This is a genomic window from Bacillus sp. F9_6S_D1_P_5 (genome assembly GCF_054823925.1).
Genome location: NZ_JBTREW010000003.1, coordinates 219,741 through 245,256, shown reverse-complemented (window position 1 = coordinate 245,256; position 25,516 = coordinate 219,741). Strand labels below are relative to the sequence as shown.

At 35.8% G+C, this 25,516-nt stretch carries 29 protein-coding genes; 21 read left to right on the top strand and 8 right to left on the bottom strand.

Annotation, left to right across the window (positions count from 1 at the left end; all coding sequences use genetic code 11):
- Positions 1–26: 26 nt before the first annotated feature.
- Together ACUXEY_RS06045 and ACUXEY_RS06040 are read right to left on the bottom strand one after the other, a co-directional pair.
- A complete protein-coding gene (locus tag ACUXEY_RS06045; protein ID WP_429600230.1) occupies positions 27–911 on the bottom strand; it encodes an alpha/beta fold hydrolase in 885 nt (294 codons plus the stop codon).
- 15 nt (positions 912–926) lie between these two features.
- Positions 927–1,760 carry a GNAT family N-acetyltransferase gene (locus ACUXEY_RS06040; RefSeq protein ID WP_461300282.1) on the bottom strand — a complete coding sequence of 278 codons (834 nt, stop codon included), beginning with the start codon at positions 1,758–1,760 and terminating at the stop codon, positions 927–929.
- A gap of 261 nt (positions 1,761–2,021) precedes the next feature.
- Here ACUXEY_RS06040 and ACUXEY_RS06035 point away from each other — a divergent pair, with 261 nt between their 5' ends.
- Both ACUXEY_RS06035 and ACUXEY_RS06030 read left to right on the top strand, forming a co-directional pair.
- On the top strand, positions 2,022–3,407 hold the full coding sequence (locus ACUXEY_RS06035) for an alkaline phosphatase (protein ID WP_429600224.1): 1,386 nt from the start codon (positions 2,022–2,024) through the stop codon (positions 3,405–3,407).
- Positions 3,408–3,461: 54 nt separating this feature from the next.
- The gene (locus ACUXEY_RS06030) at positions 3,462–3,929 is read left to right on the top strand and encodes a hypothetical protein (protein WP_429600221.1); all 468 of its coding nucleotides are present in this window, start codon (positions 3,462–3,464) and stop codon (positions 3,927–3,929) included.
- Positions 3,930–4,007: 78 nt separating this feature from the next.
- On the opposite strand, the gene ACUXEY_RS06025 is transcribed toward ACUXEY_RS06030, so the two are convergent.
- The gene (locus ACUXEY_RS06025; protein ID WP_000456215.1) at positions 4,008–4,658 is read right to left on the bottom strand and encodes a GTP pyrophosphokinase; all 651 of its coding nucleotides are present in this window, start codon (positions 4,656–4,658) and stop codon (positions 4,008–4,010) included.
- 337 nt (positions 4,659–4,995) lie between these two features.
- Here ACUXEY_RS06025 and rpmG point away from each other — a divergent pair, with 337 nt between their 5' ends.
- Together rpmG and ACUXEY_RS06015 are read left to right on the top strand one after the other, a co-directional pair.
- Entirely contained in the window at positions 4,996–5,145 is a 150-nt protein-coding gene (gene rpmG / locus ACUXEY_RS06020) for a 50S ribosomal protein L33 (protein WP_001265617.1), read from the top strand.
- An 89-nt stretch (positions 5,146–5,234) separates the two neighbouring features.
- Positions 5,235–6,731: a YcdB/YcdC domain-containing protein gene (locus tag ACUXEY_RS06015; RefSeq protein WP_461300281.1), complete on the top strand. Its 1,497-nt coding sequence runs from the start codon at positions 5,235–5,237 to the stop codon at positions 6,729–6,731.
- 55 nt (positions 6,732–6,786) lie between these two features.
- Here ACUXEY_RS06015 and ACUXEY_RS06010 read toward each other — a convergent pair whose 3' ends face one another.
- Positions 6,787–7,419, bottom strand: a complete 633-nt coding sequence (locus ACUXEY_RS06010) for a hypothetical protein (RefSeq protein ID WP_461300280.1) — start codon at positions 7,417–7,419, stop codon at positions 6,787–6,789.
- 187 nt (positions 7,420–7,606) lie between these two features.
- Here ACUXEY_RS06010 and sigK point away from each other — a divergent pair, with 187 nt between their 5' ends.
- Positions 7,607–8,320, top strand: a complete 714-nt coding sequence (gene sigK / locus ACUXEY_RS06005) for an RNA polymerase sporulation sigma factor SigK (RefSeq protein ID WP_000051382.1) — start codon at positions 7,607–7,609, stop codon at positions 8,318–8,320.
- A 290-nt stretch (positions 8,321–8,610) separates the two neighbouring features.
- Positions 8,611–9,399, top strand: a complete 789-nt coding sequence (locus tag ACUXEY_RS06000; RefSeq protein ID WP_461300279.1) for a phosphatidylserine decarboxylase — start codon at positions 8,611–8,613, stop codon at positions 9,397–9,399.
- Between the two features lie 148 nt (positions 9,400–9,547).
- Here ACUXEY_RS06000 and sda read toward each other — a convergent pair whose 3' ends face one another.
- Positions 9,548–9,703, bottom strand: coding sequence for a sporulation histidine kinase inhibitor Sda (gene sda, locus ACUXEY_RS05995; RefSeq protein WP_000850094.1), 156 nt, complete (start codon positions 9,701–9,703; stop codon positions 9,548–9,550).
- A 247-nt stretch (positions 9,704–9,950) separates the two neighbouring features.
- On the opposite strand from sda, the gene ACUXEY_RS05990 reads away from it, so the two are divergent.
- From ACUXEY_RS05990 to ACUXEY_RS05955, 8 genes are all read left to right on the top strand, one after another.
- Positions 9,951–10,463, top strand: coding sequence for a YqeG family HAD IIIA-type phosphatase (locus tag ACUXEY_RS05990; RefSeq protein WP_000765309.1), 513 nt, complete (start codon positions 9,951–9,953; stop codon positions 10,461–10,463).
- A gap of 3 nt (positions 10,464–10,466) precedes the next feature.
- Positions 10,467–11,573, top strand: coding sequence for a ribosome biogenesis GTPase YqeH (yqeH, locus tag ACUXEY_RS05985; RefSeq protein ID WP_461300278.1), 1,107 nt, complete (start codon positions 10,467–10,469; stop codon positions 11,571–11,573).
- A gap of 15 nt (positions 11,574–11,588) precedes the next feature.
- The gene (gene aroE, locus ACUXEY_RS05980) at positions 11,589–12,422 is read left to right on the top strand and encodes a shikimate dehydrogenase (protein WP_429600204.1); all 834 of its coding nucleotides are present in this window, start codon (positions 11,589–11,591) and stop codon (positions 12,420–12,422) included.
- A gap of 5 nt (positions 12,423–12,427) precedes the next feature.
- Positions 12,428–12,721, top strand: coding sequence for a ribosome assembly RNA-binding protein YhbY (gene yhbY, locus ACUXEY_RS05975; RefSeq protein WP_000955224.1), 294 nt, complete (start codon positions 12,428–12,430; stop codon positions 12,719–12,721).
- A gap of 137 nt (positions 12,722–12,858) precedes the next feature.
- The gene (gene nadD, locus ACUXEY_RS05970; RefSeq protein WP_144612531.1) at positions 12,859–13,428 is read left to right on the top strand and encodes a nicotinate-nucleotide adenylyltransferase; all 570 of its coding nucleotides are present in this window, start codon (positions 12,859–12,861) and stop codon (positions 13,426–13,428) included.
- Entirely contained in the window at positions 13,418–13,987 is a 570-nt protein-coding gene (yqeK, locus tag ACUXEY_RS05965; protein WP_144612533.1) for a bis(5'-nucleosyl)-tetraphosphatase (symmetrical) YqeK, read from the top strand. The genes nadD and yqeK overlap by 11 nt, the downstream gene beginning before the upstream one ends.
- Complete coding sequence (rsfS, locus tag ACUXEY_RS05960) at positions 13,984–14,340, top strand: ribosome silencing factor (RefSeq protein WP_048531266.1); 357 nt, start codon at positions 13,984–13,986, stop codon at positions 14,338–14,340. Before yqeK ends, rsfS begins: the two co-directional genes overlap by 4 nt.
- On the top strand, positions 14,337–15,086 hold the full coding sequence (locus tag ACUXEY_RS05955; protein WP_461300277.1) for a class I SAM-dependent DNA methyltransferase: 750 nt from the start codon (positions 14,337–14,339) through the stop codon (positions 15,084–15,086). The genes rsfS and ACUXEY_RS05955 overlap by 4 nt, the downstream gene beginning before the upstream one ends.
- Positions 15,087–15,417: 331 nt before the next feature.
- Here ACUXEY_RS05955 and comER read toward each other — a convergent pair whose 3' ends face one another.
- Positions 15,418–16,245, bottom strand: a complete 828-nt coding sequence (comER, locus tag ACUXEY_RS05950) for a late competence protein ComER (protein WP_166701769.1) — start codon at positions 16,243–16,245, stop codon at positions 15,418–15,420.
- Between the two features lie 77 nt (positions 16,246–16,322).
- Between comER and ACUXEY_RS05945 the strand changes: the two genes are divergently transcribed.
- From ACUXEY_RS05945 to ACUXEY_RS05935, 3 genes are all read left to right on the top strand, one after another.
- Positions 16,323–16,922, top strand: a complete 600-nt coding sequence (locus tag ACUXEY_RS05945) for a helix-hairpin-helix domain-containing protein (protein WP_429600195.1) — start codon at positions 16,323–16,325, stop codon at positions 16,920–16,922.
- A gap of 63 nt (positions 16,923–16,985) precedes the next feature.
- Complete coding sequence (locus ACUXEY_RS05940) at positions 16,986–17,543, top strand: ComE operon protein 2 (protein WP_000439783.1); 558 nt, start codon at positions 16,986–16,988, stop codon at positions 17,541–17,543.
- Between the two features lie 14 nt (positions 17,544–17,557).
- Positions 17,558–19,879 carry a DNA internalization-related competence protein ComEC/Rec2 gene (locus ACUXEY_RS05935; protein ID WP_461300276.1) on the top strand — a complete coding sequence of 774 codons (2,322 nt, stop codon included), beginning with the start codon at positions 17,558–17,560 and terminating at the stop codon, positions 19,877–19,879.
- A gap of 29 nt (positions 19,880–19,908) precedes the next feature.
- Here the strand turns inward: ACUXEY_RS05935 and ACUXEY_RS05930 are convergent, their stop codons facing one another.
- A complete protein-coding gene (locus ACUXEY_RS05930; RefSeq protein WP_000997609.1) occupies positions 19,909–20,043 on the bottom strand; it encodes a YqzM family protein in 135 nt (44 codons plus the stop codon).
- 346 nt (positions 20,044–20,389) lie between these two features.
- Here ACUXEY_RS05930 and holA point away from each other — a divergent pair, with 346 nt between their 5' ends.
- Complete coding sequence (gene holA / locus ACUXEY_RS05925; RefSeq protein WP_461300275.1) at positions 20,390–21,400, top strand: DNA polymerase III subunit delta; 1,011 nt, start codon at positions 20,390–20,392, stop codon at positions 21,398–21,400.
- A 79-nt stretch (positions 21,401–21,479) separates the two neighbouring features.
- Here the strand turns inward: holA and rpsT are convergent, their stop codons facing one another.
- On the bottom strand, positions 21,480–21,737 hold the full coding sequence (gene rpsT, locus ACUXEY_RS05920) for a 30S ribosomal protein S20 (RefSeq protein WP_001274011.1): 258 nt from the start codon (positions 21,735–21,737) through the stop codon (positions 21,480–21,482).
- Positions 21,738–21,918: 181 nt separating this feature from the next.
- Here rpsT and gpr point away from each other — a divergent pair, with 181 nt between their 5' ends.
- The 3 genes from gpr (at position 21,919) to lepA (ending at position 25,418) form a co-directional block, all read left to right on the top strand.
- Entirely contained in the window at positions 21,919–23,022 is a 1,104-nt protein-coding gene (gpr, locus tag ACUXEY_RS05915) for a GPR endopeptidase (protein ID WP_029439956.1), read from the top strand.
- On the top strand, positions 23,022–23,384 hold the full coding sequence (locus tag ACUXEY_RS05910) for a YqxA family protein (RefSeq protein ID WP_429600653.1): 363 nt from the start codon (positions 23,022–23,024) through the stop codon (positions 23,382–23,384). Before gpr ends, ACUXEY_RS05910 begins: the two co-directional genes overlap by 1 nt.
- Before the next feature lie 210 nt (positions 23,385–23,594).
- Entirely contained in the window at positions 23,595–25,418 is a 1,824-nt protein-coding gene (gene lepA / locus ACUXEY_RS05905) for an elongation factor 4 (protein ID WP_144612543.1), read from the top strand.
- Positions 25,419–25,516: the final 98 nt, after the last annotated feature.

Below are 25,516 nucleotides of genomic sequence, written 5' to 3'. Positions count from 1 at the left end.
ATCTCAAAATGAGATACCCGCTTATGTTATTTTTCAACTTTGATTGGATTGTTCTTAAAGAATTCTTTTACATAACCTACAAATTCTTGTGGCTCTTGACGAAATGGTGCATGATAACCTTTTTCGATAATATGGAAAGTACTATTTTTTAAGAATTGATGATATGTTTCTCCTTCTTTCCAAGAAACGCTACTATCATTTCTTCCCCATATAATTAAGGTTGGTTGATTCAATTCATTTGCATTGATTTGAAGACGTCTAGGCCATAATTTCATTTTATTGTAATGCTCTTCATCATTACGTTTAAATTTCACTTTGCTTTCATCATAATCTGTAATAGCAGAAACGGTATTTAAATCAGTCGACAACTGTGGTTTTGGTGATCCTTGTTTATTAACGAGTGTATGCGGACCGCCTGTAGCATCAGTTAAAATAAGGTGGGTAACGGCTTCAGGATATAAATACGTTAAATTAAGGGAGATTTCTCCGCCCATTGAGTGGCCCAGTATTGCAAACGAATCATAACCTAGTTTTTTCATTAATTTATAATACAAATTTGCATGGGTTGGGAAGGAATAATAAAAATCCATCGGCTTAGATGAGCGCCCGAATCCTAAAGCATCTACAGAAATAATTGTATGATCTTTCGCTAAGTCTGAGTAAATCTTTTGAAAACCATCTGATGATCCTCCAAATCCATGAATCATAAGTAAAGGTGGCTTTTCGTTACCAATCTGTTTAAAGTAAATGGTTTGACCATCTATTTCTACCATCTTTTCCTCGGTAGCTAGTTTTGCTGTAAGTGTATTTTTGACTTGTTTTACTTGTTCTACTGGCTTTTCTGCTGCACTACATCCTACTAATAGTGTAAGAGTAAGACAACTTACCATAAAATAGCTAAATCGCCTCAATGAGGTGTCTCCTTTCTAACATAACGCTGTATCTATCATAGCAAATAACATATTACGATTTCCAGGAAGTTGGCTACCATTTTTTATCATAAGAGGTGAAAGGAGCGTTTCTTGGAAATTTTCTGTTTGAAGAAATTTACGAAATGAAAATTGTGAATGGGGGACATCAATCCTTACTGTGCCACTCCAACATTCACAGATCGTCTTGAATAATTGAATAGCATCCTTCTCTTGCTTTGCGATAAGTGGATTGACGCATAATATATTACCTTTTTGTATACATAAGGAAAAAGCTTCTATATAGTTATTTCTCTCAATTTTAAAAGAGTGGCTCATTCTTGGTAATAGCAATGAATAAAGGAAAGAACGATTAGTACCAGTTGTAATTTGATCGAGAGAAATAAGTGATACAAGATCTTGTTCTTTCACTTGTTGCGTATGAGTAATATGTGTTTTAGTAGTTTGTTTCTCAAAACGATGAATCGTCGTTACTGTTTGAAATCCGCATGATGTATAAAGAGGCTCGCCAGCTTTTGTTGCAATAAGTGCAATTGGTTGTTTTGGATGGGTTTGTTCTAAGCAACGATTAAGCAAAATACGCCCGATGCCCTGGCCTTGAAAATTAGGATGGACGATTAACATGCCAATAGTAGAAAAACTATCTTTAAAAGGAAATACTCCTCCAGCTGCAATCAGTTTATTTTCATGCATATAACCGATAAGTGTGCCAAGAGAAAGATACATTTCGAATTGTTTTTTCATAAATGTTTTATCTTGTAACCATCCAATAGCTTTACAAAGGTCGAGTAAATCAAAAATAAAAGATTCATCTAGCTTTATTGTTTTCATAAATACTCCCCACATTTCTATTAATTTTCATAAAAGTAGATTGAAAATGTTAAATAAGAGATTTACGTTAAATGAAATCCAACTTGTTTATATTTTAATTGTAAAGGGAAAGAAGGCTGATACGAACAGACAAACTTATACAAATTATAACTGATATTTACATAAGTTAACAAAAAATTTACATATAACTAATTTTCTCTTAATAGTCTTCTATTAAATTTGATAGTGGGAAATGAATAACCTAATTAGGGGGACAAGACAGTGAAAAAGTTTGTGAAAAAAGCATGGCCATTTGCAGTTGTGGCGTCGTTAGCAGTTACTTCGGTGGCAACATGGAATTTTACACGTTCTAGTGAAGTAAATGCAGATGAGAGCGGAAGCAATGCAAAGATTAAGAATGTTATTGTGTTAATTGGGGATGGTATGGGTCCTTCATACATGACGGCTCATCGTTATATGAAAGATAATCCGAAAACATTCGAGATGGAATCTACAGAGTTTGATAAACATCTTGTAGGAACACAAAAGACATATCCGGAAGATGAACATGAAAATATCACAGACTCTGCATCAGCAGCAACAGCTATGTCAGCAGGAATTAAAACATATAATGCGGCAATTGCAGTTGATAATGATAAAGCAGAAGTGAAAACTGTTCTTGAACAAGCGAAGGAAAAAGGGAAATCAACGGGACTCGTTGCTACTTCTGAGATTACACATGCAACGCCAGCTGCTTTCGGTGCGCATGACATTAGTCGTAAAAATATGGATGCAATTGCAAATGATTATTTTGATGAGAAAGTTAAAGGGAAGCATAAAGTAGATGTTATGCTTGGCGGCGGCGTAAAAAACTTTGTTAGAACAGATCGTAATCTTACAGAAGAGTTTAAGAAATCTGGTTATAGCTATGTAACGGATCGCAATCAATTGTTAAATGATAAAAATGATCAAATTCTTGGTTTATTTGCACCAGGCGGTTTAGATAAAATGATTGACCGTAATGAGAAGACACCTTCATTAGAAGAAATGACAAATGCAGCAATTGAGCGTTTGAACAAAAATAAAAAAGGTTTCTTCTTAATGGTTGAGGGAAGCCAAATCGACTGGGCTGGACATGATAATGATATCGTTGGTGCAATGAGTGAAATGGAAGACTTTGAAAGAGCATTTAAAGCAGCGATTGAGTTTGCGAAAAAAGATAAAAATACGTTAGTCGTTGCAACGGCAGACCATGCTACTGGTGGATTATCTTTAGGTGCGAATGGTGAGTATAACTTTAAAGTAGACCCAATTAAAGCTGCAAAACGCACACCAGACTTCATGGCAAATGAAATTGCAAAAGGTGCGAATGTAGAAGAAACATTGAAAAAATATATTGATTTACAATTAACATCAGAAGAAATTAAAGCGGTAAATGATATTGCTCCTTCAAAAGATGTAACAAAGATTGATAATGCGATTGAGGATATTTTCAATAAGCGTTCAGTTACAGGCTGGACAACAGGTGGACATACAGGGGAAGATGTAAACGTATATGCATTTGGCCCTGGTAAATACTTGTTCTCTGGCGTTCAAGAGAATACAAATATCGCAAAACGTGTCTTTGACATTGTTGGCGGTGGCGATCCGAATAAAGGAAGACGCTAATTATAAATGAAAGTGAGGCGAAATGCCTCACTTTTCTTTTTAGGAGATGGGAAGATGAGGGCTTTTTTCATGGGAATAGGATCCCTTCTAATAGGTGTATTATTGCTAGTTGGATGTCAATCCAAGGAGGGCCATATAGAACAAAAATCTACTACTACAAAAACTGAGGAAAAGGTACAAATAACGAAAGAAGAAGAAAAATTGATTCAAGATGTTATGGAGAAATTTGTACTGACGACAAATGAAAAAAATCTTGCTGAACATATGGAGTTATTTTCAAAAAAGATGCCTAGTGCTGAGGATTTAAAAACACAAAAAGAAGCAGCTTTTCAAAAAGGAAATAAGAAAATTGAATTGGAACATATAGATATGAAAGCTAGTAAAGCAGGGTATGTTATTGTGGAAACAAAGGAAAAGGAAATAGATGGAGAGGTCACTCTTCAGAAGAAAGTACAGTATGCGCTTGGAAAAGAAGAGGGTGGCTGGAAAATTGAAGAAGTTCGCACGATAGGGAAGAAATAAAGTGAAACTTTAATTAGGAAGTTTTACTGCTTGTAAATAGCGAAATAAAAAAGGTTCTCATTGGCGAGAACCTTTTTTTTATAGTGGTAACATAATTTGATTTGAACATGCTTCGATATCATCAATATCTTGGCGAATGGTTGCCATTTTATTATCAAGATCTTCAGCCTTCATTGCCGCATCATGAAGTTCATCTTTTAAATACTCAGGTATTTTCCCTTCATACTTATAGTAAAGTTTATGTTCTAAACTTGCCCAGAAGTCCATTGCGAGCGTACGTAACTGAATTTCTGCAAAGACTTCTTTTGTACCAGAATTCAGTGATAAAGGATATTTAATAATCATGTGTAAACTTTTATAGCCATTTCCCTTTGGATTGGCGATATAATCTTTTACCTCTATGATTTCCATATCTTCACGCTTTTGAATGACTTCTTTCAAATGATAGATATCTTCTACGAAGCAACATGTAATACGAATGCCGATGATGTCTTGTAAATGCGTTTGGGCATTTTCAACTGTCGGTAATAAATTTTTACGTTCAAGCTTTTTAATAATACTTTCAGGTTGTTTTAATCTTGTTTTTATATGTTCAAACGGGTTGTAATCCTCTAAAAATTGAGCTTCCCGGTTCATAATTTCAAATTTAGTTTTTAACTCTTCTAAAGCAAATGTATATGGTAGTACAAAAGCTTTCCAGTAGTTAACTGTTGATTGATTATATTCCATTTATATACACACCTTTTCCAATTTACAAGTGAGGTTGTTATTATACTAAACACCAAATCATGTAGGCGCAAGCAGCAAATGATGAGATCATAAAACGATATTTAGTTTTCATAATTTCAGCTCCTTTCGATTAAAATTTTATATAAATAAACGTGATTGTTAATAAGTCCACTATGTACAATTTCTATAGTAATAGATTCGTGTGAATTTCGTATGAACTAATTGTTTCAGATTTTTGTCTTTTTTTGCAATTGACAAATAGAATGAAGTTATATAACATATAAATCGTAATCATTACGATTTAGTTTGCGATCTTTAAAAGAAAGGAGAAGTACATATGCGTGTAAATATTACATTAGCTTGTACGGAGTGTGGTGATCGTAATTATATTTCTAAAAAGAATAAACGAAACAATCCAGAGCGTATCGAACTAAAAAAATATTGTCCACGATTAAAACGGGTAACGTTACATCGTGAAACGAAGTAGAAGACTAGAGATATCTCTAGTCTTTTTTTGTTTATATATTTTTGGTTGTGTTTGTTATAATTACCTTAAATTGTAATAAAGGGAGCGGTATGATGAATCAAAAAGATAAAAAAAGAAAAGAACAAGTGTCTCATTTAATTGACATTTCAGATGAGTATAGGCTTGTAGTAGACGATCAAGAAGGCGTGGATGACCCGTATCATCTATTATGGTGGGAGCGTAAAGCGGATGAGGAGAGAACGATACAAATTACGTTGAATAGACATACTGGTAATTTAATAGAGTTTAGGATAGATGATGAAAATTATTTTTCGAGTGATAAGGAAGCGGTAGAGGAAAATAAAGTAAGAGAGATTGCAAATGCATTCTTGAAAAAATATACAAAAGAAGGATATGAGTTTTATACATATGTAACTGTTAAGGAAGAAAGGCGTGGTTGGAAAGACGTAAATTATATGCAAGAAGTGAATGGGTATCCATTGCCAAATACAGGATGTGTTGTACGAGTCCATCCTTCAGGGAATGTTGTGAATTTCCATTATAATGGACAAAAAGCTATCGAGAAAAAACCGTTATGGCAAAGTGAAATTGTTGAGGAGAATGTCGTTTTAGAAAACTTGAAAGCTAGACAAGATATGAGACTTGTATTTGTGGATTTAACACACTCTTCATGTGAGTATGAAAATGGAGAAGAAGTAAAAGGGTACCATCTTGTATATGAACCAGAACCTGGCCATGCGTTTATTAAAGCAAGTACAGGTAAAGATTTATTTGGACCAGATCACTATAGAATAGCTTCTACAGTACCAGTTGTTAAAGCGATAAAAAACAGTGAAAGAAAAGATGTGCTCGATTTATTAGATTGGGATAAAGAAAAATTTATAAAAGTAGATGAAAAAGAGGATAAGTATGAAATTCAGATGAAATTTGTACTGAAGGAAGAATTACAAAAAGAAAGAAAAGAGAAAGATGCATATTCAATGGAGGAATTCTATAAAAAGTATTCCCCGATATTGAAACATGATAACTTCGTTGTAATTACTTTAGATAAAGAAACAAATCAATTACTTTCCTGTTTAATGTGGACGGATGAGCGAGAAAGGAAAACAATCTTATGTAGAGACCAATGTTTAGACCAAGCACTTCAATTTTTGGAGCATATTATCCCGAATACAACAAATTATGTTCAGCTTTGGGATAATTATGAAAAGGAAGATGGAATTGAGAGATTTTCCTTTTCAATATATGTAAATGACATTCATGTAGAGGGAAAAAATATTATGATCAACATTAATACAGAGAATGGTGCTGTGATGCATTACTCAGGAGAATCTAGCAACTTTATAAAAGAATTGCTTACATATGAAACAACGCCAAAAGTAACAAAAGAAAAAGCGTTAGAAATATACAGAGGGGCCATGCGAGTTCATTTAGAATGGTTTTTAGAGAATGATGTAGAGGAAACAAGCTATGAACTACTGTATAAACAAACAACGGATGAAAATTATAAAGAACCCTTCGATTGTAGTAGAGAACTGCGTTATATTGATGCCAACACAGGGGAGAGAATTTGGAGTGAATACTAGTAAAAGCCAATCGATACGTATCGATTGGCTTTTACTATGTTCTTACAATCATTTATTAATTGCTGTTAAGTGGTTGAAGAATACCATCTTGAGCTTTTGACCAATTATATAGGTTTCCATCAGATCCCACTGCAAAATTTAGCGCACGAGAGTTCTCAGCAGATTCGCGTCCGTATAATACGTCGTATAGCTTAATACCATTTATTGTGCCAATTAGTTTGTCTTCGCTGGAGCTGTAACGGATTTCATTTGAGCGAGCTCCCATTCTTTTTTCTAGAACTTTTATAGCATCTTCACTTGTGAATGTAATAGTATCAGTTTGTTTATTTGGTTGCTTAGCTGGTTGTTGCTCTTTTTGCGTGTTTTTAGATTCTGCTTCAGGTTTTGTGTTGTTCTCAGGTTTTGTGTTGTTCTCAGGTTTTGTGTTGTTCTCAGGTTTTGTGTTGTTCTCAGGTTTTGTGTTGTTCTCAGGTTTTACGTTGTTCTCGGTTTTTGCGTTGTTCTCAGCTTTTGCACTGTCTTCAGTTTTTTGGCTATCTTCCGTTTTTGTACTGTCTTTTGATACGGCAGTATCTTGTTTAGTAGCTTCAGTTTTTGTAGTAGACGTTTGTTGTCCACAAGCTGAAAGTAAGAAAAATGATGATGTGAGTATTACAAGGTTTCTAATTTGTGATGTAGCGTATCGCATGAAAACACCTCTTTCAAAATTTTGGAATCTTACATATTGTAATGCATTGGAAAAAATATGCAAGGTATGAAAGACTTATTTCGTTCGACAAAAAGCTAAGGAATCCATATTTATATCGTACAGACACAAACAACCTTACGCCCACATACACATAGTAAAGACCACTATTTTGGCGGAGGTGAAAGGTTTGAGTCTATTCGCCGCAATTGGATATATGGTTCGAGAAGTGTTTGTCTTTGTTTCATATGTAAAGAACAATGCGTTTCCGCAGCCGTTATCATCAGACGATGAGAGAAAGTACTTAGAGTTAATGGAGCAAGGTGATGCTCAAGCGAGGAATTTGTTAATTGAACATAATTTACGGCTTGTAGCTCATATCGTTAAGAAGTTTGAAAACACAGGGGAAGATGCAGAAGATTTAATTTCAATTGGTACAATCGGGCTTATTAAAGCGATCGAGAGCTATTCGGCAGGAAAAGGCACAAAACTTGCGACGTATGCAGCGCGCTGTATTGAAAATGAAATTTTGATGCATTTACGTGTACTAAAGAAAACGAAAAAGGACGTTTCACTTCATGACCCGATCGGGCAAGATAAAGAGGGGAATGAAATATCGCTTATTGATATATTAAAATCAGAGTCTGAAGATGTAATTGATATGATTCAGCTTAGTATGGAGTTAGAAAAGATTAAAGAGTATATCGATATTTTAGACGAACGGGAGAAAGAAGTAATCGTGAAGCGTTTTGGACTGGGGCTTGATAAGGAGAAAACGCAACGAGAGATCGCAAAGGCACTCGGTATTTCCAGAAGCTACGTATCAAGAATTGAAAAGCGTGCTTTAATGAAAATGTTCCATGAATTTGTAAGAGCAGAGAAAGAGAAAAAAGCGAAAGAATAATGTACATTGCAAGCAGCCGTATTTTAAAATGGGCTGCTTTTCTTTTTGGAAATAAGGAAAGAAAAAGAGTTCTGTTCAGAAGAAATACATGTTCACTGTTGAAAATGACGGATTCTATCTGTAATATTAGAGGGTGCTAAACAATTTAAGAATAATACCATACTTAGTTTTCCGCATGTATAATATGGTGGTTCTATATGATATGTGGGAATAAGAACCAATTTTACATATGATATAGAAGGAAAAGAAGGGGAAGCTAAAGTTATAGACTGATTAGGAGGTTTCGCAATTTGCGACGTACATTATATCGACTTATGATTGAACTTACAAATGGTCGTTTTACTTCTTATATATTACGTAAATTTGCACAATCTCGTTTGAGCTCTATCATTATTCCATCGTATGCGAAAATTTTTCAAATTAATCAAGATGAGATGGAAAAGGGTTTGAAGGAATATAGAACATTGCATGAATTATTTACGCGTAAGCTAAAAGAAGGAAAGCGTAGTATTGATACAGATGCATCGAGTATCGTTAGCCCTGTTGATGGTGTTTTTGCTGATCACGGTCCTATTGAGGACACAAAAACATTTGATATTAAAGGCAAGCGTTATTCGATTGTGGATATGCTAGGTAATGAAGAACGTGCACAGCGATATGCAGGTGGTACATACATGGTTATTTATTTAAGCCCAAGTCATTATCATCGTATTCATAGTCCGCTTTCTGGTTCTGTGACTGAAAGATTTGTACTCGGTAGAAAATCATATCCGGTAAATGCAGCTGGTATGGAATACGGGAAAGAACCGTTATCAAAAAATTATCGCTCTGTTACAGAAGTGAATAGTGACGGTGAACATATGGCGCTTGTAAAAGTAGGAGCAATGTTTGTAAATAGTATTGAGCTGCTGCATGAAAGAGACGTTGTTCAAAAAGGTGAAGAAATGGCATACTTTACATTCGGTTCAACAGTTGTGTTATTGTTTGAAAAAGATATGATAAGAGTAGTGCAGGAATTGAAGAGTGGACAAGAGCTTCGCCTTGGTGAAAAAATTGCTACTCGATTGGCTCATAAGTAAAGAAAAGATTTTATAACTGTAAGCAAGAGTTATGGACAAAGATGCTTAATGATGAAGTTCCCTAGATGGGAGTACTTGTTTATTCGAGAGCCATCGCAGGATGGCTCTTTTTACAAGTTAGCTAATTAAAATATCGCTTTATATGTAATCAAGACGATTTGACAAGCTTGTCCTCTAATGAGCGTCTAATAATTTCTTGTTTTATAAGTAAAATGAAGTCGGGATTTAATTTTAGTTCTTTTGCTTTATAATAAGACTCAGTGAGTAACTCAGTAGATAACTGTTCCATATGTTTTGTTTTCAAGGTGAGTCACCTCCTAATAATATAAGGATTGATTCGTTGTTGCATTTAATGTACCAAAAAAATATGACAGTCACAAACGAGTGGTTATCCACATACCTAGGTGGATAAAATGTGCATAGATTGTTAGTAAATTCCAAATTGACTGGAAAATTAATGTGGAAAATGTGTACAATTTTATCCACAGGTCATATATCGAAATATGTTGTCGAAAAATTTTTATGAAAACTCCTCAAAGAGGTGAAAGAAATTGAAACTATTTTTACCAAATGAATATGTGAAAAATGTATATCATGTTCAACCAGAAGATTTGAAAAAGCGTGGAATTAAAGGTGTTATTACTGATTTAGATAACACTTTAATTGAATGGGATCGTCCAAATGCAACGCCACAACTTGAAGAATGGTTTTTGAAAATGAAAGAGCAAGGCATTCAAGTAACGGTCGTTTCAAATAATAATGAGCAACGAGTGAAAGACTTTGCTGATCCATTAGGTATTCCATTTATTCATAGTGCGCGTAAGCCATTTGTTCGTGCATTTAAGCGTGCGATACAAGAGATGCAGTTGCAGCCAGATGAAGTTGTAGTAATTGGGGATCAGTTACTAACGGATGTTTTAGGTGGAAACCGAGTTGGACTGCATACAATTTTAGTTGTACCGGTAGCACAAACGGACGGATTAGTAACGCGCTTTAATCGAAAAATTGAACGAAGAATTATGAGAAATATGAAGAAAAAAGGTTTAATTAACTGGGAGGAATAAAGTTTGACTGAAACAATTAAATGTATTGGTTGCGGTGTAGAAATTCAAACAGAAGATAAAAATGAAGTGGGATATGCTCCTGCCTCATCTTTAGAAAAAGAACAAGTAATTTGCCAACGCTGTTTTCGCTTGAAACATTATAACGAAATTCAAGATGTATCATTAACAGATGATGATTTTCTACGTATTCTAAACGGAATTGGAAAATCGGATGCGTTAGTAGTTAAGATTGTAGATATTTTTGATTTTAATGGTAGCTGGTTACCTGGCTTACATCGTTTCGTAGGAAATAATAAAGTATTACTTGTTGGAAATAAAGCTGATTTAATTCCTAAGTCAGTAAAACATGATAAAGTAAAGCATTGGATGCGTTATAGTGCAAAGCAGCTAGGATTAAAGCCAGAAGATGTCTTTTTAATTAGTGCAGCGAAGGGACAGGGAATTGCTGAGCTGGCAGATGCGATTGAGTATTACCGCGGCGGAAAAGATGTTTATGTTGTTGGATGTACAAATGTAGGGAAATCAACATTTATTAATCGTATGATTAAAGAGTTTAGTGATGAGACTGAAAATGTAATTACAACATCTCATTTCCCAGGAACAACGCTTGATTTAATTGATATTCCATTAGACGAAGAATCTTCTTTATATGATACGCCAGGTATTATTAACCACCACCAAATGGCTCATTATGTTGGAAAACAAAGCTTAAAGCTTATTACACCAACAAAAGAAATTAAGCCAATGGTGTTCCAATTAAATGAAGAACAAACATTGTTCTTTAGTGGACTGGTACGTTTTGATTATGTAAGTGGCGGTCGTCGTGCGTTTACTTGTCACTTCTCGAATCGTTTAACAATCCATCGTACAAAGCTTGAAAAAGCAGATGAATTGTATAAAAATCATGCTGGAGATTTACTAAGCCCGCCAACACCAGAAGAATTAGAAAATATGCCAGAGCTAGTGAAATACGAGTTTAATATTCGTGAACCAAAAACGGATGTTGTATTCTCTGGATTAGGATGGGTTACTGTGAACGAACCAGGAGCAAAAATTGTTGCACACGTACCAAAAGGAGTAAGTGTTTCATTGCGTAAATCTTTAATTTAATATGGAGAGGGATTTATGAAACAATTATATGGTGTAATCGGAAATCCAATTGGACATTCATTATCACCCGTTATGCATAACGATGCATTTGAACACTTGAATATGGATGCCCATTATCATGCTTTTCTTGTTAAAGAGGAAGAGCTAGGGGAAGCAGTAAGAGGTTTAAAAGCATTAGGTATTTCAGGATTTAATGTAACAACTCCGCACAAAGTTGCGATTATGGATTATTTGGATGAGATTGACCCGCTAGCAAAACAAATTGGTGCGGTAAATACAGTGGTTCATAAGGATGGAAAGTTGATTGGCTACAATACAGATGGAATTGGTTTTGTCCGAGCATTGCAGTCCATTAGTAGTGAACCACTTCAAGGGAAACGTATTTTATTGCTTGGCGCAGGTGGTGCTAGTCGAGCGATTTATTTTTCTCTTGCTGATGTAGGTGTGAAAGAGATTGATGTAGCTAATCGTACAGTAGATAAGGCGAAAGAACTTATTGCTGCATGTACGGCTACTGTTCATTCTGTTCCTTTATCTTTAGAAAAAGCAACAGAAGAACAAGGAAATTATGATATTATCATTCAGACGACAACGATAGGTATGCATCCACGCGTTGAACATACGCCATTACAAATTTCTTCGTTAAAAAAAGGGACCATTGTATCAGATATAATTTATAATCCATTTGAAACGAAAATTTTATGTGAGGCGAAAGAGCAAGGTGCAATCATTCAAAATGGTATTGATATGTTTGTTTATCAAGGTGCACTTGCGTTTGAAATGTGGACAGGGCGCACGCCAAATATCGAACGAATGAAACAATTAGTTATAAGAAAGCTTGGAGGCTAACATACATGTTAACAGGAAAACAAAAAAGATTTTTACGTGCACAAGCACATCATTTAACACCAATTTTTCAAGTAGGAAAAGGCGGAGTAAATGAAAATATGATTAAACAAATCGCAGATACTTTAGAAGCTCGTGAGCTATTTAAAGTAAGTGTGCTACAAAACTGTGAATTCGATCGCCGTGAAGTTGCAGAAGAACTTGCAAAAGGTGCACGTGCTGAAATCGTTCAAGTAATTGGAAGCACAATCGTTTTATACAAAGAATCAAGAGAAAATAAACAAATTAAGCTTCCTCGATAAAAAGATTAGCACGAGCTATTTTTATCGCAGATGCGTAATGATGTAGAGAGCGAAACCAATTGAACTTTTATTAATAGCAACTCTCTTCATTCCTAACCGAAGAGAGTTGCTGTACGTAAAAGGAAGGGGCGTTTCTTTTGAGGAAAATTGGCATCATTGGCGGTACATTTGATCCGCCACATTATGGACATTTGCTCATTGCAAATGAAGTATATCATGCTTTGAATTTAGAAGAAGTATGGTTCTTACCGAACCAAATTCCGCCGCATAAACAAGGGCGGAATATTACAAGTGTAGAAAGTCGTTTACAAATGTTAGAGCTTGCGACTGAGGTAGAGGAACATTTTTCTATTTGTTTAGAAGAGCTAAGCAGGAAGGGCCCATCTTATACGTATGACACTATGCTACAATTGACGAAGAAGCATCCGGATGTGCAGTTTCACTTTATTATTGGTGGAGATATGGTTGAGTATTTACCGAAGTGGTATAACATTGAGGCGTTGCTTGATCTTGTAACGTTTGTTGGGGTTGCAAGACCTGGTTATACATTGCATACACCTTATCCTATCACCACTGTGGAAATTCCGGAGTTTGCAGTTTCTTCATCTTTATTACGCGAGAGATATAAAGAGAAGAAAACATGCAAATATTTACTTCCTGAAAAAGTACAGGTATATATTGAGAGGAATGGGTTGTATGAATCGTGAGAAAGCACTTCATATTGTCAAACAACAAATGCATGAAAAACGTTATGTACACACAATTGGTGTAATGGAAACAGCAATTGAACTTGCTAAGTTATACGGTGTGGATGAAAAAAAGGCTGAAGTTGCAGCTATATTCCATGATTATGCGAAGTGTAGAGCGATTCCAGAGATGGAAGAGATTATTAAACGTGAAGATTTGCCGAAAGATTTACTTTGTTATAATAAAGAGTTATGGCATGCGCCTGTTGGGGCATACTTAGTAGAAAAAGAAGTAGGCATTACGGATCCTGAAATCCTGCAAGCTATTACATATCATACAAGTGGTCATGAGAAAATGACGATGTTAGATAAAGTAATTTATGTAGCTGATTACATTGAGCCTGGTCGAAAGTTTCCAGGAGTGGAGGAAGCTCGTAAACTCGCATATACAGATATAAATCAAGCTTTATTATTTGCATTAAAGAGAACAATTCAATTTTTAATGGAAAAAAATCAAACGATTTATCCATTAACATTCCAAACATACAACGCAGTTATCAAGGAGGAAATTAGTAAATGAACGATAAAGATTTGTTAGTATTAGCGGCAAAAGCAGCTGATGATAAGAGAGCAGAAGATATGGTTGTCCTAAATATGCAAGGTATTTCACCAATTGCAGATTATTTCATTATTTGTCACGGTAACTCAGATAAGCAAGTGCAAGCAATTGCACGTGAAATTAAAGCAAAAGCACATGAGTTCCAAATCGACGTACAACGTATGGAAGGTTTTGACGAAGCACGCTGGGTATTAGTTGACCTTGGAGATGTAGTTGCTCATGTATTCCATAAAGATGAGCGTAATCACTATAATTTAGAGCGTCTATGGGGCGATGTGCCACGTGAAGATATTACAGAAGAGCTAGGCCAATGAATTACGAACAATTTGCATTGCTGTACGACGAACTAATGAATGATGTCCCTTATGATAAATGGGTAGAATTCACAGAGGAAAGCTTACAGCAAGCGGATATGAAAGAGGCGAAAATTCTTGATGTAGCATGCGGTACTGGTAATGTAACACTTCCGCTTGTACAAAAGGGCTACGATGTAATCGGTGTCGATCTTTCAGAAGAAATGTTAGCAGTTGCTCAGCAAAAACTAGGCGGGGAAGGATATTTTATTCCTTTTTATCAACAAGATATGCGAGAGCTTGATGTTCCGGGTGAGTTTGACTGTGTAACGATCTTTTGTGATTCATTAAATTATGTATTGCAAGAAGATGGAGTGCAAGAAACATTTCGAAGAGTGTTTCACCATTTACGTCAAGATGGTTTGTTTTTATTTGATGTACATTCTTTATATAAAATACATCATATATTTCAAAATGAAACATACACAGTAAATGGAGAAGAAATATCTCTTATTTGGAATTGCTTCCCTGGTGAAGAATCAAATAGTGTAGAACATGATTTAACGTTCTTTGTTCAAGATCCAGAAGAAGATGTGTACCATCGCTTTGACGAATGTCACGTGCAACGTGCATATCCGGTTGAAGAGTTAACGAAATGGCTTGAAGCAGCTGGTTTTACAGTGCTTCGCGTAACTGGTGACTTTGAGAGACTTGAAGTTACAGAACAAACAGAGCGTATTTTCTTCATGGCGAAGAAAAACGGATAAAGTGAAACTTTAATCAGCGGGGGGGGGGGGGCGAAGCCCCCCGCTGATTATTAGCCTTCACCAATCGGGCTTTTACGGGCAGTCCGACCCCCACTGAACTTCTTTACTTTCGCTTAGTTTTTAAGGTGGGGATCTTACTGGCCAGCAAATAGCGAGGTAAAACAAAAGCAACCGAGAAGGTTGCTTTTGTTTTGTAAAGAAACTGTAATTTTTGCTCTAGAATAATAAGAAGATGATATACGTGAAGTGTGAAAATGCTAGTTTAATTGAAAATGTAATGTGAAAAACTAAGTATTTATAAAAAGGATTTGGAATGATGATGACGTATTTATTATGTGTGTTTATTGAATTGCTGATCAACGCATTTTAAATCTTCATCAAATTTCTCGTGTGTCCGCTCAATTAATTTATGAAACATATCCCCAACATGTTCTTCTAAAACACGAATACCTTCTCCTGTAACGCCGCCTTTAACACATACTTTTTCTTGTAAAGTAGGCAATGTGAAAATCCCTTTTTCAAGTAATTTCCCCATTCCAACGACCATTTCACTTACTAAAGTAGTGGCCTCTTCATGTGTAATATTTGTTTTATCTACAGCAGCATTAATGAAACATTGTAATAAATAACTAAAGAATGCAGGGCCACAGCTTGCTATATCAGATGAAACGCGCGTTATATCTTCTTCTATTACAAGGGGAGTAGAAATGTTTTTGAATAGGCGAAATAGTTTTTGTTGCCACTCTTCAGAGCATTTACTTCCAAACGTAAATAGTGATGCGCCAGACAGAGCGCGGTTTGTAATGCTTGGAATAATACGGGCAACGTGGCAAGGTACAAGTGTCTCTAATTGTGATGGAGATATTGGGCTTGTGATAGAAACTAAGCACTTTTCATCAGAAAAATATTCAGCGTATTTTTGTAGGATCGGGTATATATCTATCGGCTTTACGCAAATAAAAATAAGATGTGATCGTTCGATTACCTCATCAATAGTTTTGGCTATATGAACAGAAGGGTATTTTTCCTTTATATGATATGCTTTGGCGGGCGTTCGATTAATGATTGTAAGGCACGAAGGTTTGACAGCACGGGTTTCTAAAAATGCATCGATTAGTATATTCCCCATGTTCCCTGTCCCTATAATTCCTATGTTCAATGTTTCATACCTCCTTCGTAACAGCTTTCTCCTAAACAATATGAATGATGTTATAAATTTATGATTAGAGGTGAAAAATGATGTGGGATTTTCCAAAGAAATGGTTAGGATTAGTAGCTATTATTGGAACTGTACTTTTTCTTCTTTTCTGGAAAACGAACGGGCATACAGAGCGATCAATCATTGCAACGGATGTTCAAGCGAAAGAGATAGAGAAAAAAAGTAAACTGAAAATATCGGATACAAAGCAGCAGAAAAAAATAATTGTAATTGATATGAAAGGGGCTGTTGTTAAAGAGGGAGTGTATGAAATGAAAGAAGGGGACCGGGTCAAGGATGCCATTGAGAAGGCAGGTGGTTTTTTACCTGAGGCAGATAGGATGAAAGTAAATTTAGCGCAAATGGTACAAGACCAAATGATTCTTTACGTACCGAATAAAAACGAACAAGCGCAAGAAGTAGCTGCTGTTTCAAAGGGAGAGGGGAAAGTTCAAATAAATGCAGCTTCTAAAGAACAACTTGAAAAAATTACAGGTATCGGCTCTCGGAAAGCGGAAAGTATTTTGAAATATCGAGAGGAGCATGGTCCATTTCAAAAAATAGAAGATTTGTTAGAGATTGACGGGATTGGTGCGAAGTCTTTGGAAAAAATAAAAGATCAAATTATTATTCCGTAAAAGATTGACGAAGTTTTTCTTCATTCGCTACACTACAAGTAGACAAAAAAGTAGGTGAAGAATATGGAACGAATTTCATGGGATCAATATTTTATGACGCAAAGCCATTTACTATCTTTACGTAGTACATGTACAAGGCTTGCAGTAGGCGCGACAATCGTTCGTGATAAACGAATTATTGCTGGTGGATATAATGGTTCAATTAAAGGTGGTGTACATTGTATAGATGACGGATGCTATGTTATTGATAATCATTGTGTTCGTACGATTCACGCAGAAATGAATGCTTTATTACAATGTGCAAAGTTTGGCGTGAAAACGGAGGAAGCGGAAATTTATGTTACGCATTTCCCTTGTTTACAATGTTGTAAGGCGATTATTCAAAGTGGTATTACAGCGGTTTATTATGCACAGGATTATAAAAATCATCCATATGCCGTAGAGTTATTTGAAAAAGCGAATGTAACAGTGAAACACGTTCCGCTAGAATATGACATTGCAGCATTAGAGGATCAAAAGCGTCATATGGAGTTAAAAGAACTATTTGCATCTTTAGAAAAAGAGAATTTATCAATGGAAGAATTACAGCATGTATTCACGAAAGCAAAAATGATGCTATAAGGAGTGAGTATGAGTTGCATGGACAATGGGGCTATGTTGCAATCTCATTTATAATAGGGATTGCAATTGCCTTCTCCTCTTCGGTTTTATTGCTGATTTGTTGTCTCGTTCTATATGTTATCTTTTGTTTGTATCGTACTTCGCGTAAAACCTTCCTTTATTGTATGATAGCGTGTTTTAGTGGCGCTATGTACACTGCGTATGTTCAAGGGCAAAATAAGCCTCTAGGAGAGTCCTACGAAGCTACAAGAGGAGTGATATACAATACACCTCTTATTAACGGGGATCGCCTATCATTTCAAGTTGAAGATCAGTATAAAAATATAGTGCAGTTAAGTTACAAAATTAAATCAACCTCGGAAAAGAAACAACTGCGACAATTACATGCAGGAGCATCATGTGTATTCGAAGGTGAGAGGAAAGAACCACCGATAGCTCGGAATTTTCATGGTTTTAATTATCGTGATTATTTGTATAAGCAAAATATTCATTTCATATTGGAAGCTACATATATTTCTGAATGCTATAAAACATCATTGTCACCTGTGCAATGGATCCTTCTTTTAAGGCAGCAAGCAATCTCGGGAGTTACAGAAATGTTTCCGGAGCAATCAGGTGCTTTTATGAATGCATTAGTATTTGGTGATAGACAACAAATGATATATGAAGTTGAAGAGCAATATCAACAATTTGGTCTTATACATTTGTTGGCGATTTCAGGATCGCATATCGTATTGTTAATGGTGATCGTGTATTTTATTTTGCTAAGAAGTGGTGTGACGAGGGAGGTAGCAACAGTATGTCTTATCTTCTGTATTCCTCTATATATGATTTTAGCAGGAGCGTCACCATCTGTTATAAGAGCTTCTATAACAGGAGTTTTAATGTTGATTGCTTTTATGTGTTCTATTCGTTTATCTAGCTTAGATGCTTTAAGTGTAACAGCTATATGTATGCTTATATTTGATCCATATCTCGTGTTTAATATTGGTTTTCAGTTTTCCTTCGTTGGTAGTTTTGCTCTACTTTTATCTGCCCCGCTTTTACTAGAGAGTAGTAAGGGAGTAATCCGAAATTCTATTTATATTTCTTTTATTTCACAGCTCGTTAGTACCCCGATTTTGTTATATCACTTCGGTTATTTTTCTCCATATAGTATTTTTCTAAATATCCTATACGTTCCGTTTTTATCTCTTATTGTATTGCCGTGTAGCATTGTTATTTTAATATGTATACCGATCATCCCGTTTCTTGCAAAAGGACTTGCGAATGTACTATCAATAGGTTTGAATCTTTCTAATGATTTTTTAAGTTATTGTGAAAACTTGCCATTTATCCGTCTTAATTTCGGGCAAACACCTATACTTCTTGTAACTCTATATTGCGTGAGTATTATTAGTGTATTGATGGTTTGGGAAAGGCGAATGTCGAAAGCGATTATGTGTATAGCTTCGGGTATATTTCTATTTATTAGTACATGTCATTATGTATATCCGTATTTTCGGGAAAGCGGAAGTGTTACATTTCTTGATGTTGGACAGGGAGATGCGATATTAATTCGTCTCCCGTACGATAAAGAGATCTACCTCATCGATACTGGTGGAACAATTCGTGTAAACAAGGAAGAATGGCAACGGAAAAAGCATGAATTTTCTGTCGGAAATGATATTTTGATTCCGTATTTACAAAAGGAAGGTATTAAAAAAATCGATAAGTTAATCGTAACGCATGGCGATGCGGATCATATAGGTGCTGCGCAAGAGTTATTATCAAATATAATCGTAAAAGAAGTCGTATTTGGCCGAAAGGAACAAGATGCGGAATTAGAAAAAGTAGTAAAGAAACAGGCGTTAGAAAAGGAAGTGAAAATAAGAGAAGTGGGAGAAGGAGAGAGTTGGAGCGTAAATGGAGCGGAATTTTTCGTATTAGCCCCAACAGGAAAGGAAAAAAGTGAAAATAACGCTTCAATTGTAGTGTGGGCAAAATTAGGAGGACTAACGTGGTTATTTACAGGTGATTTAGAAGAAGAAGGCGAGAGGTTTTTAGTAGCTACGTATTCCGAATTACGGGCGGATGTTTTAAAGGTTGCTCATCATGGGAGTAACACGTCATCTATAACGCCTTTTTTAAGCGCTGTACAGCCTAATATGGCGATTATTTCTGCCGGTGAGCGTAATAGGTATGGACACCCTCATAAAGAAGTTATAGAGCGTTTGGAGAAGATGGGGATTGAAATATGGCGCACGGATAAGCGAGGTGCTATTTCCTATGTTTTTAAAGGGGAAGGCGGAACCTTTCGTAGCAAAATCACATATGATGAAACACATAATAGATAAAAAAGAAGACTGCCAGTAAGCAGCAGTCTTTAAGAACCGATAAATTTAATAACAGTTGCAATGATGAAAAGTGTTGCGAAAAAACCAAATGAGACGATAAATCCTACCCCTGAATCAATAGCGTCATTGCGTTTACTTTGAACATTTTGTTCAAAATCATTCATTTAGAATCCCTCCCCAACATTCCACTTTAGTATAAAATATTGTCAGAAAAAAATCTACAATTTATATAGGAAGAGAAATAGAGCGTTTTTACTACTTTTAGATTATGAAGTAACGTGAGTTTTTTGTTTCCAAGCATGTTAACAGTTGGCACTTATACTCGAATTTTTATTGTGAATAATAAAGGGAAGGTGATTACCGCACACCAATAAGAAACCCGGGGCTTATTGCGTGGCGTTTAATATAAATAAAGGGACGGGTTATACAGCCTGTTCCTTTGTACTTGTAAAACAAAAGCTAGGGCATTAGTATAAATATATATTGTCAAGTTAGGGAGTAGGAAAAAGTATGAGTGATATACATAAAAAGATTAAAAAGAAGCAGTTTTCTTCGTTGTATTTACTGTATGGAACGGAAGCGTTTTTTATAAATGAAACGATAAAACTTATTACAACAGAAGCGCTTGAAGAGGAAGATCGCGAGTTTAATGTTGTGACATATGATTTAGAAGAAGCATATTTAGAAGATGTGGTTGAGGATGCACGTACACTTCCTTTTTTTGGAGAACGTAAAGTGCTATTAATAAAATCACCACTATTTCTAACTTCACAAAAAGAAAAGTTAGAACAAAATATAAAGATTTTAGAAGAATATATTGGGGAGCCTTCTCCGTTTTCTATTCTTGTTTTTGTTGCGCCTTACGAAAAGCTTGATGAACGAAAAAAAATTACAAAACTATTAAAGAAAACAGCGGATGTAGTAGAAGCGAATGCGATGCAAGTGCAGGATGTTCAGAAGTGGATTGTGGCTCGTGCGGATGAAGTGCATGTACATATTGATAATGCGGCTGTTAGTTTGTTGCTAGAGCTTGTGGGAAGTAATGTAACGATGTTGGTGAAGGAAATGGACAAGTTAACGTTATACGTTGGTATGGGGGGAGAGGTTACCCCAAAACTTGTTGCGGAGCTTGTGCCAAAATCAGTTGAACAAAATGTGTTTGCTTTGACAGAAAAAGTGGTAAAAAAAGATATTGCAGGTGCGATGCAAATTTTGGATGGATTATTTACGCAGCAAGAGGAACCGATTAAACTACTTGCGTTATTAGTAAGTCAATTCCGTTTGCTGCATCAAGTGAAAGAGTTACAGCAACGTGGTTATGGACAGAATCAAATTGCGTCTCATATTGGTGTGCATCCCTATCGTGTAAAGTTAGCGATGAATCAAACGAAGTTTTTCTCTTTTGAAGAATTAAAAAAAGTGATTATAGAATTAGCGGAAGCTGATTATAGTATGAAGACAGGAAAAATGGATAAGAAACTTGTGCTTGAGTTTTTCTTAATGCGGTTAAATCATATGTAATGAAAAAAATTCACGTGCTTAGCGCGTGAACTTTTTTGTATATAAAAAAACGATCCAAATGGATCGTTTTTTAAACGCCTTACGCGTTTACTTGTTTCGCTAAGCGAGATTTTTGACGAGCTGCAGCGTTTTGGTGGATAAGACCTTTACGAGCTGCTTTGTCAAGTTTTTTAGAAGCAGTTTTGAAAGCTTCTTTAGCATTTTCAAGATCGTTATTAGTAACTAAAGCTTCAACAGTTTTAACAGCAGAACGCATGTCAGACTTGATAGAAGCGTTATGTGCACGACGCTCTTCGCTAAGTTTAGCGCGTTTGATAGCAGATTTGATGTTTGCCATACTTTTCACCTCCCTGGTGCAATCGAATGACTCGATTCATAACATAGAACAAGTGATATTCTATCAAACGGTGAAGAGAATTGCAATAGTATATCCATGAAATTTCACGTAAAGGAAAGAATGACCTTATATAACTTTGGGAAATCTAACGATATTTACTATGAATTACGGAGGAGATACGATGAAAGAACCATTAGATTTAAGTAAATATAGTGTTAGAACGGACCTTGCTGTAGAGGCACATCAAATGTTGCAAGAGCGTCAAGAAGAGCAACAAGGAATACAAGGAGTTATTGTAAAAGAGAGGGAAGAAGAAGGTATTACCATTACGAAAGTAACGATTGATGAAGTTGCCTCTGAATCGATGGGTAAAAAACCTGGAAATTATTTAACGCTTGAAGTACAAGGTATACGCCAACAAGATACAGAGCTGCAACAAAAAGTAGAGCGCATTTTTGCAAAAGAATTTTCTTATTTCTTAGAAGAGGTTGGCGTTACGAAAGAAGCGAGTTGTTTAATTGTTGGTCTTGGGAATTGGAATGTAACGCCAGATGCGCTTGGTCCGATAGTTGTAGAAAATGTATTGGTAACGAGACATTTGTTTCAATTGCAGCCTGAAAGTGTAGAAGAAGGGTTTAGGCCTGTTAGTGCAATTCGGCCAGGAGTAATGGGAATTACAGGAATCGAAACGAGCGATGTCATTTATGGAATTATTGAGAAGACGAAGCCGGACTTTGTTATAGCAATTGATGCATTAGCTGCCCGTTCTATTGAACGAGTAAATAGTACGATACAAATTTCTGATACGGGGATTCATCCTGGATCAGGTGTTGGCAATAAACGTAAGGAACTCAGTAAAGAAACATTGGGTATACCTGTTATCGCGATTGGTGTTCCGACTGTGGTGGATGCCGTTTCGATTACAAGCGATACAATTGATTTTATTTTGAAACATTTTGGCCGGGAGATGAAAGAAGGAAACAAACCTTCAAGATCTTTGTTACCAGCTGGCTTTACATTTGGAGAAAAGAAAAAATTAACAGAAGAAGATATGCCGGATGAAAAGAGCCGAAATATGTTTTTAGGTGCTGTAGGTACACTGGAAGATGAAGAGAAGAGAAAATTAATTTATGAAGTGTTATCTCCTCTTGGACATAATTTAATGGTGACTCCGAAAGAAGTGGATGCTTTTATAGAGGATATGGCGAATGTAATAGCAAGTGGTTTAAATGCAGCACTGCATCATCAAATTGACCAAGATAATACAGGAGCATATACACATTGATGGGAAGAGAGGATAATTATTTAAGCCGCTTTTCGCTTTTATGTATATGTAGTACAGTTATATGCTTACTTATGGTGATAGCGGGGGTGGCACTTGCTAATCACGGTTTGAAAAGTATGAAAGGTTATCAGCAAATGTCGTATGAACAAATCGCTCATATGACAGGAACAAAAGGTGAGGCTGCTGAATCAGAAATTTTGGAAGGCTCGTTTTCCGCTACTGAAAAACAAAAACAATTAGAAAGCTTAAGAAGTTTTAATGTTGTAGAAGGAATGGGTATGGTAATAGCAAGTGTTGCCTATGAAATAACAAAGTTTGGAACAGATATAGTTGTCGGGAAAGTAAAAGGAATTTTTAGTTAAGAGTCAAACGGAGGACGGCTGTTTTACAGATTTGTAAGACAGCCGTTTTTTAATTTGAAAAAGGTTTGTCTCTTATGGTTTGTTCGCATAAGATATAGATAGAATGATTTGTATTGTAAGCAGCACGAGTTTTCATTGAATCTTTGCTGCTCTATTGATATAATCAGTGCTAGTGTATATTGGCGAGACTATTAGGAGTTGAGAACATAGATGAACAAAGAAGAAAGAGCAAAAAGACAGTCCAAAATCCGTAATTTCTCTATCATTGCTCATATTGACCACGGAAAATCAACGTTAGCAGACCGTATTTTAGAGAAAACAAACGCGTTAACACAACGTGAAATGAAAGCGCAGTTGCTTGACTCTATGGATTTAGAGCGTGAGCGTGGTATTACAATTAAATTAAACGCAGTACAGTTAACGTATAAAGCAAAAGACGGTGAAGAATATATTCTTCACTTAATTGATACACCAGGACACGTCGACTTTACGTACGAAGTATCTCGTAGTTTAGCGGCTTGTGAAGGTGCAATTCTTGTAGTGGATGCGGCGCAAGGTATTGAAGCGCAAACGTTAGCGAACGTTTACTTAGCGCTTGATAACAATTTAGAAATTTTACCAGTTATTAATAAAATCGACTTACCAAGTGCAGACCCAGAACGTGTACGTCAAGAAGTAGAAGATGTAATCGGTTTAGATGCATCAGAAGCTGTACTTGCTTCTGCAAAAGCTGGGATTGGTATTGAAGAAATTTTAGAACAAATCGTTGAAAAAGTACCAGCACCAACAGGGGATTCAGAAGAGCCGTTACAATGTATGATCTTTGACTCTTTATATGATCCATACCGCGGTGTAATTGCATATATTCGTGTTGTTAACGGAACGGTAAAAGTTGGCGATAAAGTACGTATGATGGCAACTGGTAAAGAATTTGAAGTAACAGAAGTAGGTGTATTTACACCGAAGACTACGCAACGTGACGAGTTAACAGTAGGTGATGTAGGTTTCTTAGCAGCATCGATTAAAAATGTTGGTGACACACGCGTTGGTGATACGATTACACATGCGAAACGTCCAGCTGCAGAACCGTTAGCAGGTTATCGTAAATTAAACCCTATGGTATTCTGTGGTTTATATCCAATTGATTCTGCACGTTACAACGATTTACGTGATGCGTTAGAAAAATTAGAGTTAAACGATTCTGCTCTTGAGTTTGAACCAGAAACATCTCAAGCGCTAGGATTTGGTTTCCGTTGTGGTTTCTTAGGACTTCTTCACATGGAAATCATTCAAGAACGTATTGAACGTGAATTTAAAATTGACTTAATTACAACAGCGCCAAGCGTTATTTATAAAGTGTATTTAACAAACGGTGAAGATGTTATTGTTGATAATCCATCTAATATGCCAGATCCACAGTCTATCGATCGTGTAGAAGAGCCGTTTGTGAAGGCTTCAATTATGGTTCCAAATGACTATGTTGGAGCTGTAATGGAAATTTGCCAAGGTAAACGTGGAACGTTTATTGATATGCAATATTTAGATGAAACACGTGTTACATTAACATATGAAATCCCGTTATCAGAAATCGTATATGATTTCTTCGATCAGTTGAAATCAAACACAAAAGGATATGCATCATTTGATTACGAGTTAATTGGCTACAAACCATCTAAACTTGTGAAAATGGATATTCTTTTAAATAATGAACAAGTGGATGCTCTATCATTTATCGTACACCGTGATTCAGCGTATGACCGCGGTAAAGTGATTGTAGAAAAATTAAAAGATTTAATTCCAAGACAGCAGTTCGAAGTACCAATTCAAGCGACAATCGGAAACAAAGTTGTAGCGCGTTCTACAATTAAGGCGATGCGTAAAAACGTACTTGCGAAATGTTACGGTGGTGACATTTCTCGTAAACGTAAACTTCTTGATAAGCAAAAAGAAGGTAAAAAACGTATGAAGTCTGTTGGTTCTGTAGAAGTACCGCAAGAAGCGTTCATGGCTGTACTGAAAATGGATGACAATTAATAATTGATTGTTATTTCATGCGAATCGATATAAAAAGAAGTCGTTTATACGGCTTCTTTTTTATATCATTACTTTTTAGACAACGTAGCTTCTCTCAT